13 protein-coding genes and 1 riboswitch are annotated in these 12,929 nt (G+C 40.6%); of the genes, 1 reads left to right on the top strand and 12 read right to left on the bottom strand.

Translation table 11 applies throughout. The annotated features are described in order from the left end of the window. Window positions 1–22: 22 nt before the first annotated feature. The 3 genes from ABD006_RS07495 to ABD006_RS07485 all read right to left on the bottom strand — a co-directional run bounded on the left by ABD006_RS07495 (window position 23) and on the right by ABD006_RS07485 (window position 3,485). Window positions 23–1,159 (bottom strand): glycosyltransferase family 4 protein, encoded by a 1,137-nt coding sequence (locus ABD006_RS07495; protein WP_343839357.1) that lies wholly within the window; start codon window positions 1,157–1,159, stop codon window positions 23–25. A 19-nt stretch (window positions 1,160–1,178) separates the two neighbouring features. Next, window positions 1,179–2,327 (bottom strand): NAD-dependent epimerase/dehydratase family protein, encoded by a 1,149-nt coding sequence (locus ABD006_RS07490; RefSeq protein ID WP_343839355.1) that lies wholly within the window; start codon window positions 2,325–2,327, stop codon window positions 1,179–1,181. A gap of 192 nt (window positions 2,328–2,519) precedes the next feature. Then, a complete protein-coding gene (locus tag ABD006_RS07485; RefSeq protein WP_343840256.1) occupies window positions 2,520–3,485 on the bottom strand; it encodes an alpha/beta hydrolase in 966 nt (321 codons plus the stop codon). 239 nt (window positions 3,486–3,724) lie between these two features. On the opposite strand from ABD006_RS07485, the gene ABD006_RS07480 reads away from it, so the two are divergent. Then, window positions 3,725–5,734 (top strand): putative bifunctional diguanylate cyclase/phosphodiesterase, encoded by a 2,010-nt coding sequence (locus ABD006_RS07480; RefSeq protein WP_343839352.1) that lies wholly within the window; start codon window positions 3,725–3,727, stop codon window positions 5,732–5,734. A 78-nt stretch (window positions 5,735–5,812) separates the two neighbouring features. Here ABD006_RS07480 and ABD006_RS07475 read toward each other — a convergent pair whose 3' ends face one another. The 9 genes from ABD006_RS07475 to ABD006_RS07435 all read right to left on the bottom strand — a co-directional run bounded on the left by ABD006_RS07475 (window position 5,813) and on the right by ABD006_RS07435 (window position 12,913). Then, a complete protein-coding gene (locus ABD006_RS07475; RefSeq protein WP_343839350.1) occupies window positions 5,813–6,865 on the bottom strand; it encodes a hypothetical protein in 1,053 nt (350 codons plus the stop codon). A 181-nt stretch (window positions 6,866–7,046) separates the two neighbouring features. Next, window positions 7,047–8,558 carry an asparagine synthase B gene (gene asnB, locus ABD006_RS07470; protein ID WP_343839348.1) on the bottom strand — a complete coding sequence of 504 codons (1,512 nt, stop codon included), beginning with the start codon at window positions 8,556–8,558 and terminating at the stop codon, window positions 7,047–7,049. Between the two features lie 453 nt (window positions 8,559–9,011). Continuing rightward, window positions 9,012–10,199: a DUF5667 domain-containing protein gene (locus ABD006_RS07465; RefSeq protein ID WP_343839344.1), complete on the bottom strand. Its 1,188-nt coding sequence runs from the start codon at window positions 10,197–10,199 to the stop codon at window positions 9,012–9,014. 61 nt (window positions 10,200–10,260) lie between these two features. Next, window positions 10,261–10,346: riboswitch (cyclic di-GMP riboswitch) on the bottom strand. 141 nt (window positions 10,347–10,487) lie between these two features. After that, window positions 10,488–10,643: an ATP-binding protein gene (locus tag ABD006_RS07460; protein ID WP_343840254.1), complete on the bottom strand. Its 156-nt coding sequence runs from the start codon at window positions 10,641–10,643 to the stop codon at window positions 10,488–10,490. Window positions 10,644–10,733: 90 nt separating this feature from the next. Further along, complete coding sequence (locus ABD006_RS07455; protein ID WP_343839342.1) at window positions 10,734–11,150, bottom strand: histidine kinase dimerization/phospho-acceptor domain-containing protein; 417 nt, start codon at window positions 11,148–11,150, stop codon at window positions 10,734–10,736. After that, entirely contained in the window at window positions 11,123–11,575 is a 453-nt protein-coding gene (locus ABD006_RS07450; RefSeq protein ID WP_343839340.1) for a HAMP domain-containing protein, read from the bottom strand. The genes ABD006_RS07455 and ABD006_RS07450 overlap by 28 nt, the downstream gene beginning before the upstream one ends. Next, complete coding sequence (locus tag ABD006_RS07445; RefSeq protein WP_343839336.1) at window positions 11,568–12,251, bottom strand: response regulator transcription factor; 684 nt, start codon at window positions 12,249–12,251, stop codon at window positions 11,568–11,570. Before ABD006_RS07445 ends, ABD006_RS07450 begins: the two co-directional genes overlap by 8 nt. Before the next feature lie 36 nt (window positions 12,252–12,287). Continuing rightward, window positions 12,288–12,662 carry a TlpA disulfide reductase family protein gene (locus ABD006_RS07440; protein ID WP_343839333.1) on the bottom strand — a complete coding sequence of 125 codons (375 nt, stop codon included), beginning with the start codon at window positions 12,660–12,662 and terminating at the stop codon, window positions 12,288–12,290. Between the two features lie 101 nt (window positions 12,663–12,763). Next, entirely contained in the window at window positions 12,764–12,913 is a 150-nt protein-coding gene (locus tag ABD006_RS07435) for a hypothetical protein (protein ID WP_343839330.1), read from the bottom strand. Window positions 12,914–12,929 lie beyond the last annotated feature (16 nt).

Raw genomic sequence — 12,929 nt, 5'->3', positions numbered from 1 at the left:
ATCAGATGTTCAATGACTTATTTTATGATTGCTCCTGATTCAGCTTCTCATCGACTCCTGCTACTTCCTTATAAAATTGTAACACTTGATCGGCAGCACCTGTCCATCCAAGTTCCTTAATTTCCTCATGGGCAGATACAGCCAGGCGTTTTCGCAGCGTTTCATCCTTGAACTGTAAAACGGTCTCTTTAAAGTTCATGGACTTCTCCGGTTCATATAATAAACCTGTTTTGCCATCCTCAATTTGCTCACATGTCGGTCCACTTTTGGCAGCAACAAGCGGCAGTCCTGATGCCATGGCTTCCATAATGACAAGCCCAAGTGTCTCAGTTGTGGAAGGAAAGACAAATACATCTGAAGAAGCAAATGCTTTCGCCAGTTCTTCTCCGTGTAAAAATCCGGTAAAAACTGTGTTTGTTCCCTCAAAATGGTTTTCCAGTGTATCGCGATGCGGACCATCCCCTACCACTGCCAAAACAAAGTCATCAGATTCATCTAAAACGGTTTTTATCTTTTCAATTTCTTTTTCAGCAGCAAGTCTGCCAACAAACAGTAATAATATTTTATCCTTTTGTCCATTTGTTAAACGCTCACGCATCTCTTCATCATAACGTTTAGGCTGAAACATTTCCGTATCGACCCCGCGTTTCCATACATGAACATTGTAAAAATCGAGGTCAATCAGCTCATCCTGAACGGTTTTGGATGTACAGAGATTTAAGTCTGCCTGGTTATGAAGCTTGCGGAAATACCACCAGATAAGGCCTTTAAATGGAGAAAGCCTGTAATAATCCAGATATTGGGCGATATTGGTATGGTAGGAAGCAACCAGTGGGTATCCCAGCTGCCTTGCATACTTAATTCCTGAATAACCGACCAATGCCGGATTCACTACATGGACAACATCAGGATCATAATCTGCCAAAAGCTTCTTAACCTTTCGGGTAGGCAGGGAAAACTTCTTGGAACGATAAAAAGGAAGGGTCCGCGCTGGAACCCCTTCAACTTTTGCTCCTTCAAACTCATATACACCAAGATCGGGTGCAATAATGCGTACATCATGTCCTTCCTGCAAGAAGTAACGAATACAGGCAGTCAGTCTCGTTACAATTCCATCTGTAGAAGGGAGAAACGTCTCCGTTACAATGGCAATTTTCATGAAAGACACTTCCTTGTTTTTAAGTCCAGGATACTTGAGGAAGCACATTCTCTTTGATCACACGATCCTTGTGATCCACAACTGCCTTCAGGATGTCACGCACAACGTCTTCTGTCAGTAAATGTGGCTCTAACCCAAGATCCTTCAGCTTCGTATTTTCAGCCTGGAAGAAATGGTCTTCCAGTTCTACACGTGGATTTTCCAGATGAGCGATATCTGTGCCGAATCCTTCTTCTTTCGCTACCTTTTGTACTAGTTTGGCAAGATCCAATACAGAAAATTCCTCAGTAAACTGGTTAAATACACGGAATTCCCCTTTATCGGCCGGATTTTCCGCAGCAATTTCAATGCAGCGTACAGTATCCTTAATATTCAGGAATCCGCGGGTTTGTCCACCCTGGCCATAAACGGTTAAGTCGTGACCAATTGTAGACTGAATAATAAAGCGATTTAAGGCTGTACCATATACATCATCGTAATCCAGACGATTAGTTAGTAGCGGATCCATTTTTGTTTCATCCGTCTCAAGGCCGTACACAATTCCCTGGTTCAAATCAGTCGCGCGAATTCCCCAGATTTTGCAGGCAAACATAATGTTATGACTGTCATGTACCTTTGAAAGGTGGTAGAAGGAACCTGGCTGTTTTGGATATGGAAGAACATCCTTGCGACCTTTATGTTCAATTTCAATGAAACCTTCTTCAATAGGAATGTTCGGTGTACCGTATTCACCCATGGTCCCTAATTTAATCAGGTGACAATCAGGTACAATTTCACGAATTCCATATAATACATTTAAGTTACCTACAACATTGTTTGTCTGTGTATAAACCGCATGTTCGCGGTCAATCATGGAATAAGGAGCAGAGCGCTGTTCAGCAAAATGAACGAATGCATCCGGCTGTTCTTTTTTCAATACTTCCCGGAGAAAATCATAATGGTTAAGGTCACCGATATATGTACGAATTTCTTTACCGGTTAACTCCTTCCACTTGTCCACTCTTTCTTCCAGGGAAGAGATGGGTGTGACAGAGTTGGAATGAAGTTCATCATCAATTTTTCTTCTTACTTCGTTGTCTAAAATGGATACATCATGTCCCTGTTTTGATAAGTAAAGGGCAGTTGGCCACCCACAGAAGCCATCTCCGCCAGCTACAATAATATTCACGAAAAATTCCCTCCATTTTTCATCATTTTCATTCTAAGGCGTCTTTCACAAACGCTTTCTTCTGTATAAAACTTGACAGTACTATGCAAAAAACACATATGTACTTAAAAACTATCATGATATGTCTTATTTGACAAATGATATCACATTTTTTATATAAATTTTAACATAGATTCTTCTGGTAAAATAGACTTAGCCATCTACATACATATTCAGAAAATCGTTTAACTCAGCAACGTATTCCTCTTTATGAATAACAAAAGCCTCTCCATGACTTGATCCGTCAAATGTGACGAACTCCGCCTTACTCTTTGTATTCTCATACAGCTTTCTGGACATTCGGGTTGGAACGAAGGCATCGTCATTACCATGGATGTATAAAATCGGCACATCTGCTTTCTGAACCTGTTTTAATGCAGAAGCTTCCTTTAATGAATAATCAGCCCGTATATTTGTGACAAGGCTTGTGCTTGGCAAGACAGGAATGTCCGGAAGATGAAACATGCGCTCCATCTGATAATCAAATAAACCATACACACTTGTGTAAGGACTATCAGCTACAATAGCCTTTACATTATCCGGCAATTCTTCACCACTTGCCATTAACACAGCTGCAGCTCCCATCGATACACCATGCAATACAATTTCTGTATCCGGGCCTAATTCCTCTATGACTCTATGAACCCAGTCGACATAGTCCAGCCGGTCATGCCAGCCAAAGCCTATGTAATCTCCCTCACTGTTTCCGTGACCACGCATGTCAGCGGTAAACATATTATACCCTAATTCCTCATAGTAATACTGGCCAAACAATCCCATCTGGCTCCCATTTCCCAAATAACCATGGGCAAATACGACGGTTTTATCTGAAGGTTCCTCGGCCTCCAGAAAATAGCCCTGCAACTTGAGCCCATCAAAGGATTCCATTTTCCAGCTGTCAAAATTCTGATCGGCTACCCAATCGCGCCAGCCTCCATCAAGCATAACCTCCATCGCTTCCCCGGACACCTCTAAATCATCATTTCCATTTAGAAAATCTTTGGGGAAGTCACGATCAATGGCCAGATTATAAAAATAAATACTGGCAATAATATTTATGATTAACAGCGTAATAAGCAGACTTATCCCTATTTTTATCCAGCGTCTCTTTTTCAAAATCCTCTCCCCTTTTTTCGCGATGTCTATTTTTCTATTATACATGAAAAAAGCCTCATATAAGATGGGGCTCAGTCAGGTATTTACTGGTAAATGGTAAGGGGGCACCGAACTTTATATAATATAGGATTTTTTCCCAATACCGATTAGGACTTTTTATTTAGGTGCAAAAATGGTTTAATAGTATCGGATTACTATTCAGAAAAGATTAAAGAATACATACGTAGTAGCAGGTGACTTCAATGAGCAGATACAACCTTAAGCAAATTCTATATTATGTATGGATGATTAGTACGATTATTTTCCTGTTGGCGCTTGGAATTGAATTTTATTCTCCCCATTTAAATACAGGGATTTTCTGGTTAATGAACCTGATATCTGTATCCTTGTTTTCCTATCACTTAGGGTTATTCGGTGGCATCTTCTCTCTTCTTATCATACTGACGCTACGGATTAGCGTTGATTTTCAGACGTTCAGTTCCCTTACTCCAAACCAATTGATCAGAGCCTTATTTATTAACTCAATGGCCTTTGTGACTTCCATTTTGATTGGTTATCTGGCGGGGAAGATGAAGAAAAATGAGAAAAATATCCGGGAGATTTTTGATAATAATGATATTACGTTATGGACGAGGAATCTTAAAACGGGTGAAATAACTGTATCTGAGGGAAATGCCAATATTTATGGAGTTACACGTAAAGAATTTGAACAAAATCCACATATCTTGTTCGAATCTATCCATCCTGATGATTACGAAATCTTAACAGACGCCCTGCAAAAGCAGAAGAGAGGCAGAAAAACAAAGGTCGTCTACCGAATTATCCGTCCTGACAAGCAGACACGCTGGATTGAAGATCGTGGAACACCTGTCTTCAATCATGCCGGAGAGGTCGTAAGAGTAGACGGAGTCGTATTTGATGTGACGAGCGAAAAGGAAACCGAGGAAGTCATGAACAAAATGGCCTATAACGATTCGTTAACAGGTCTGCCGAATCGAAACTGGTTCCAGAACTATTTGGAAGCAACTCTTGTATCATCAAGAAAAAATAATATTTCAATAGGTATTATGTTTATTGACTTTGATAATTTCAAACGGGTCAATGACACTCTGGGACATCGCGTAGGAGATCGACTCCTCATTCAAATGTCAGATCGATTGCAGTCTTGCATCCGAAAAAACGATATAGTCTCAAGGCAGGGCGGGGATGAATTTTTAGTTCTCATTGAGGACGCAGATGAGCAGGAAGTGAAGGAAATTGCAGAACGTATTATTAATCAGATGAATCACCCTTTTATTGTCGACGGAAATGAAATCTTCTCCACCCCGAGTATTGGCATCACCATGTGTCCGGTGGCAGAAGAAAAGGCAGAATCGTTAATTGAAAAAGCTGATTTCGCTATGTACCTGGCAAAGGAAAGCGGAAAAAACAATTATAAATTTTACGATGATGAATTAAACCAGAAAATGAAACGGAAAATCATGGTGGAAACCCGCCTGCACAAAGCCATTGAGAACGGTGAACTAGCTGTCCATTACCAGCCCCAGATTGATTTATCCACCAGTGCTCTGGCAGGGGCTGAGGCACTGCTGCGATGGGAAAATGACCTTGGTTATATCAGTCCCGGTGAATTTATTCCCATTGCAGAGGAAACTGGACTTATCATCCCTATTGGGGAATGGGTCATTCGGCAAGCCTGCAGACATTCTAAAGAATTTCGCGCTCATGGCCTGGAGCCATTCCCGATATCCGTTAACATTTCGACAAAGCAAATCATGAATCCAAGCTTTATTCCCCGTCTAAAAGAAATTTTATTGGATGAACAGATGACCCCGGAACTTTTAACTCTGGAAATTACCGAGTCAGCGCTATTATTCTATGAGGACGCGAAGGAAAATATTGATGAACTGCGACAGCTTGGTATTGGCATTTCGATTGATGATTTTGGTGTCGGCTACTCTTCATTAAGTATGATTAAAGACATTGAAATGGATGAATTAAAAATTGATCAGCGTTTTTTAAATGATGCTTTAGAAAGCAAGCGTGTTCATTCATTGCTGAAAACCATCATTAAAATTGGAAAGGTATTAAAAGCAAAAGTGGTTGTCGAAGGTGTGGAAACAGCCGAGCAGCTTGAATTGCTGATGAGTAGAGGAATATATGGCCAAGGCTTTTTTTACAGTCGTGCACTGCCAGCACAGGAGTTTGAAAAATGGTACTGGAAATATTATAGAAAACGAATAAAAAGCTGAGAATATGTTTTGAGTTCGATACAAAAAGGACAGAGAGGGAATCCAAAATCGGATATCCATCTGTCCTTTTTTTATCTCTTATTCTGCTGTGACGGTTAACGTTTGTTCAATGGTCTGTTTATCCTCATGATCTTTGCGAAGGTACTCACCGCTTAGCTTTTCACCATTCTTGCCATAGGCATCCTTTACATGAGCACCATTATTATGATGTGTCGGGTCCATACTGATCATAATTTCATACTCACTGATATCATCCATTTCCCGCTCAGGATCCCGGATGTAAAACGTAGCGGAACCATCCGGATTGGTATAGCCATCATCGTAGTATCCTGATGTAATGTAGTTTGGAATTTCTGTATCGGCACGAACATAGGCACCGCCAATCAAATTGCTTTCCAGGGTCACCACCACATATTTTCCTTTCTTTTCGATAGAAGGTTCGAGCTCAACCTCAGGATTTCCGGAATTTTCAGGGATCTTCCATCTTGGCTCCTCGATAGAGAAAGACTGCTCTTTATCATCCAATTCAATCGTTTTCTGGAAAGAAGCTTTTCTGTAGGTTTCTTCTTCTGTTCCTGTCTCATACCGCAAAAAGTGCCCGGCGAGTTTATCGCCATAGTGCTCCTGAATTTCTTCATCCTGTTTGGACATATCAAAGCTTAATTCGGTGTGAATGATTCCTTCTACATCATTGGGGAGTTCCTTCTCAAGTTTAAAAACGCCATTACCGTTTACTCGTGTCCGGGTATATCCACCGATAATAGAGCCATCTTGCCAGTCAAAATCAAGGTAAAGCTCAGATTCCGGCAATAAATTTGTCGTTCCATTGACTGTGACTACCTTATTCTTAATGGTGAAGTCACCCTCAAGCCATACTTCCATTTCCCCTTGGTCCTCTGGAGCTGATTGCTGAACTTCAAAGGATACATCCCCGGATTCCTCATCCTCTTCAGACTTTTCCTCTTTGTCTTCATCCTTTTTCTGTTCCTCATTCTTTTCAGTATCCTGCTCCTCCGACTGTTTCTTTTCATCTTCACTGGCACTGGCATCTTCTTCAGAATGATTGCCACAGGCCATTAAAAACATGACCATAAAAAGAGATAAACACAAAACCCCAAATTTGTTTGTCATAACCAACCATAAAACCCCTCTTCCTCCAACATTTTCATATAACCTTCCAACTATGTTATATCATGATAGAAAAAAATAACAACATGATTTTATTCCTGTTTATTCCAACGAAAGTATGAAAAATGCATCTTTTTACCTATTAAAAAAGTGCAGGAGCTCCTGCACTTTTTGGAAAAGTTCCTTAAGCTGTTGCCCAGCGTCCCATAACTTCCAATGCTGATTTTTCCGGGAAGATTTCCTTATAAATTTTGAAGCAAAGGCATTCCTGTTTACTGCGCAGTTTAACAGGTGCTTCAGCATTCAATGCATGAAATTCATGGTCTGAAATCACTTTATTAGCATGCTCCTCTAAAATATCCAAAGCCCCGCTTCCTGCTGAAAACTCCTCTTTCTTCCGCCATAAAATCGATTCTGGAAGCAGACCATCAAAGGACTTTCTAAGGATCCATTTTTCCATATGCTCGTCTGTATGAAGCTTTGATTGAGCCGGTATGAATAAAGCATCCTTTATTAAATCCAAGTCTAAGAATGGCACCCTAAGTTCAAGGGAATGAGCCATACTCATACGATCTGCCCTCTGTAAATTTATATTGTGGAGGGAATTTATAATTCGGATAATCTCTTGATTTAAACCTTGATCATCCTGAAAATCCTTCAGGTAGTCATAACCGGCGAAAAGTTCATCCGCCCCTTCTCCGGACAGAATTACTTTTACATGCTCTGCGGCGAGCTGGGATACAAAGTAGTTAGGCAAAGCACTGCGAACAAGGGATGGCTCAAAAGATTCCAAATGATAGATTACTTTTGGCAGTACCTCAATTAATTCTTCTTTCGTGTATACATACTCATAATGCTCGGTTCCAATCGCTTCTGCTACTTCACGGGCACGCATTAAATCCTCACTATTTTCAGAACCCACACAGAAGGATTTCACAGGCTTCTCCCCTTGATGAAGCTTTGTGGCAATCGCGGAAATCAGGCTGCTGTCCAGTCCTCCACTTAATAGTACACCTACCTCAACATCTGCCAGGAGACGCTTTTTCACGGCATTCGTAAGCTGATCTTTAATCTTGTTTGTCATGACCTCCAACGATTGATCCGAAAGCATTTCGCTCTGCTTCGGCTCTGCTATTTTACGATAACAGACAAAACCTGTTTCCGGGGTATAATAATGCCCGGCTGGAAATTCACGTACTTCATCCGTGACAAGATATAAGGTTTTCAGTTCAGAGGAAAACACGAATTGGCCCTTGTCGTCTTTTCCATAATACAGAGGCTTAATCCCAAGGGTGTCACGGGCTGCCAGGAAGGTGTCATTCGCCTCATCTGCTATAAAAAAGGCAAACATCCCGTCCAGCTTCTCGACCCCTTTGGCACCTTCCTGCTCATACATTTTTAGCACAACTTCACTGTCGGATTTCGTTAAAAAGGTAGCTTTCTCTTTAAGCTCTTCTTTAAGCTGAAGATAATTATAGATCTCCCCGTTACATACAATCCATTTCGATCCATTTTCATTTTTAATAGGCTGAATTCCATCTTCTAAACCAATAATAGACAGGCGCTGATGACCTAAGTGAAAATTCTCCAGTTTTACATCGCTCCCTTCATCAGGTCCACGATGACGCATACTGTTTAACACTTCAGTCATTAAAGATTCAGCCATTCCTCCTGTCATAGCAAAAATTCCACACATGTTTTTTGATACTCCTTAGTCGTTATATAGTATGTATTTGAAGCTGTTCGATTTCAAATACTTTATTAACCTTAGGGGAGTATGACGATTTAAGCAACGTCCATTTCGTCATAAAATCACCTGAATTTTTCGATAAGTACCGATTAAATGATTTAATCTGGGTTTCCCGGCGTTTCTTGGGGAGGATCAGGGGTTAGAGGGGCAGACCGACATTTTTCCGGAGTTGAGATTTTATGGATTTATCAATCTGGTGCACGAGTTTATCAGTCCATTTCGTTCATTTATCAGCCAGTTCTGTATCAACATCAGTCACTTTCCCTTATTAATCAATAACCTTCACCAGTCTCGGCTCATTCATCTAATACACATAGCTCAATTCGAGTAAAGGCAGGCTTTGAATGATCACCATAAAAAAAGCCAAACCACCATAGTGATTTGGCCGCTTTACCTGGATTAGTTATGCTTTCCATTATTACCCTTTCCAGGATGATTTCCTTTTCCATTATTTTTCTTTTCAGCGCGTTCTTTGGCTTTCTCACGCTTCTCTTCAGCTTTTTCCTGAGCTCGTTCACGCTTTTCCTCAGCTTTATCTTGAGCTCTTTCTTTCTTTTCTTTAGCTGCTTCGTTTTTATCTTCTGTTTCTTCCTGCTCTTCTTCTGCAGCCTCATCCTCTTCAGCTTCCTCAGTGTCTTTTGATTTCAAGGCTACCTGTTCAACTTCTTCTTTACCAGCTTCTTCAGTATTTTCCTCAGAGTCGGTTCCTTCTGATTCTTCATCAGATGTAGTTCCTTCTTCAGATTCAGTTTCCTCGTCCTCACTGTCTAAGCCCAATTTAGCCAGCTCTTTGTCCACTTTCCACTCAAGCTTTTTCTGTGCTTTGGCAATATTTTTTTGTAAAGCTGCTTTCGCTCGCGGATTGCTTACTTTTTCTAGTGCAGCAGTTAAAGCTTCAATATTTGCAGAAAACTTCTCTTCAAGCTCTGAACGAATGGAATCTACTGAATCCCCTGTTGTTTCCTCGCCATTTTCTTCAGTCGTTTCCTCTTTTGTACCTTCTTCGGTTTCACTGCCTTCTTCTTCTGCTTCATCATCCACTTCTTCTACATTTTCATCTGTATTATTCTCTTCTTCTGACTGACTTTCCTCATATTTAGCCATAGCCTTTTCCTGCTTAGCTAATGCTTCTTCAAGGGTCTTTTCAGCCATTTCTTTTTCGCCGTTCGCAAAAAGAGCTTCTGCTTCTTTAATACGCTCTTCCGCATATGTTGCCAATAATTCCGCTTTTTCTGTATCATCAAATGTTAATGCAAGACGAATGTTTTCCATCATTTTCTTCGTGAAATAGAAGAGATCGCCAGGCAGTAACGAGGAATCCTCCTCTGTATTTGTGTCCGTCTCCTCACTTGTCTCAGAACCCTCTTCTTCAGACTTCTCTTCATCTGTGGAAGTATTTTCTTCTGAGGACGGTGCTTCCCCGGTCTCTTCTGTATCCGCTGTTGTTTCCGTCTCTGTTGTATCTGTTTCTTCTCCTTCCTCAGCTTGTGCAGCACTGAGTCCGAATGCAAAAACAAATACAGCCGCCATAAGCAACGCTACTAATAAGTTACGAGATTTCCCGTTTAGAAATAACTGATTATTCATTATAAATCCTCCTTATCATTTTTGAAGAAACTTAGCACGGCTTGTCAGTCGTGCTTGTATCATCAGCAGTCCAGCCACCATAGTTTGTACACCTTAGGCCTGTAACTTTGCGCCCCTTCTTTTCAGATAGATTTGCCCTTTCATGATAAATGAATTGTACAGACACTACTCCATTCATCCATTCACCCTGTAATATACCTCTGATCGTCAAACGTGACATCATCCAATAGGCCTATTTTCAAAAAAATTCGACATATTTTATTATATTTTTCTATTACTTATAAAATTTCATGACCCCTTCTCGAGTGGAAGTGTGAACCAAAATGTGTGAATATTTCCTTCTGAATGAACGCCTATTTGACCACGATGATGCTCTATGATTTCCTTTGAAATAGCTAGACCAAGGCCTGTCCCACCTGATTCCCGTGATCTGGAAGGATCAATACGGTAAAACCGTTCAAAAATGAGGGACTGCTCTCGTTCCGGAATGATTTCTCCCGGACCCGTAAAGGAATCATAGTATTTACATTCAGATCATTTTCCCTGAACCATAATGGAGCCGCCACCCTTATGGTAGCGAATGGCATTGTCCAGCAAATTATTTAAAACCTGTGCAACGCCCTCCTGATGAACCTGAACCATACGAGACTCCAGTTGAAGTTCGACTGGAATTCCCTCTTTTTTGGCCGCCCAGCGAAACATCTCTACCGTTTGTTCAATGATGCTTTTCATATTAACTTTTTCCTGTTCAGAAAAGGTTTGTCCACTGATATCATCCCATTCCTTTAACCTATCCAGCTGCTCCAGCATTCCACTAAGACGTTCAGACTCTTCATAGAGGGCTTTATACAGCTTTGGACGGCCTTCAATCATACCATTATGCAGGGGATTTAAATACCCGTTTAAATTGGCTAATGGCGTTCTTAGTTCATGGGATATATCAGAGACCATTTTTTTCGTTGTTGCTCATTTTTCTTTAATTGCTCAACCATATCATTAAAGTGGTCAATAAGCTGTCCTGTTTCATCCTCTGACCTCCTTTGAATAGGACTCGGATATCGACCTTCTTTCATAGTTTTCGTTGAATCTATTAAATTTCTTAGGGGACCTGTCAATTTTTTTGTCAGAAAAAAATGAATCATGCTCCCGGTGACAATCGTCGTAAAGGTGAAAATCCAGAGATACTGTAAAAGAGCAGACTCAAATTGCTTCTGTGTCATTTGGTTCATTGTGCCGATACCATCAACAAGGAAACAGGAGGTATTATAAATTCCCCAGGTGGTCAGGAGAATGAAAGCTGTAACCACGGTAATATTTATTAGCGTCAGTCGTCCTAATAAACATCTTGGAAGCCTGACTTTTTTCCACTTATTCATGAACAAATTTATACCCCATTCCTCTTACCGTACAAATCCGTTTTGGTGAAGAAGGATCTTCCTCGATTTTTTCCCTTAATTTTTTAATATGAGCATCAACCGTCCGGTCCATCACGGTTTTATCAGCATGCGGATATAATTGCTGAATCAGGTTTTCTCTTGTCAGAACAACATTCGGATTCTCCATAAAATGATAGAGTAGTTGAAATTCATGCTTCGTCAGCTTAAGCGACTCATCATACAGCATCACTTCGCCCTTTCTAGGTTTAATACACAAGCCGCCATAGGTGATTTTTTGACAGAACTGACCGGTCCTTCGTAAAACGGCCTCCACGTGTGCGACTAACTCGTCTGGATCAAAAGGCTTTGTCAAATAGTCATCTGCACCAAGCTTCAAACCTTTAATCTTATCGTTTATTCTGGCTTTAGCAGACAGCATAATGATCGAAACTTCATTGCGTTCCTGCTCTCTTACCCATGTACACAGCTCTTCCCCGCTTATTTTCGGAAGCATTAAGTCAAGAATCAGTAAACAGGGATGATGAGTAAGAAAGGCTTCCTTTGCTTCTTCCCCATCTGCTGCTTCTACAACCTCATACCCTGCTTTCTTTAAATATATTGAAATCAATTCTCTTATCATGTAATCGTCTTCAATTACCAGAATGGTTTGCTTCACTATAAATCACCTCACACGCGGTACAAGCACCTGGCCTTATTGCATTTTTTCAAATTCCTGAACCATAAGATCATAATTTAAGGCACCTAACGTTTTAAACGATATCACACCTTCAGAATCAATCATATAGGAAGTTGGAATGGGCTGAATCTGATAGGTGTTAGCGACATTGCTTTCCTGATCGAGCAGAATTGGAAAGGATAAATCAAATTCTTTCACAAAATCTCTAACATCCTGAATTCCACTTTCTGTCTGGGTTAAGTTCACAGCTAAAATTTTTACATCCTTATTCTGATAAAACTTTTCCATATCCGGCATTTCCGCACTCCATGGCGGACACCAGGAAGCCCAGAAATTCAGCATCACCCGCTGTCCACGAAGATTAGATAACTGTACAGTTTCTCCATCCAACGTCTTCAGTTCAAAATCAGGTGCTAAATTCCCTACATTTAAGCCTGTTTTACCTGTCTGCTTTGGGGCATCAGCTTGTTTTGCTGAAGAATCAGGTTGACTTACAATTTTATAACCACCCTTTTCATTACCTTCATTTTCTGAAGTCGCTTCATCAGTTGGCTGATTTGCATTTTCTGCTGAATTCGTAAAATCATAAACAGCCCGACAAACATTCCAACCAGTACTACAACAATAATCCCCTTCTTCATTTTATCGCTCCGTTTT

This window comes from Salinibacillus aidingensis (genome assembly GCF_039522525.1).
Lineage (GTDB): Bacteria > Bacillota > Bacilli > Bacillales > Alkalibacillaceae > Salinibacillus > Salinibacillus aidingensis.
Note: the sequence above shows the minus strand (reverse complement) of the source record. Positions and strands in the feature narration are given on the sequence as shown.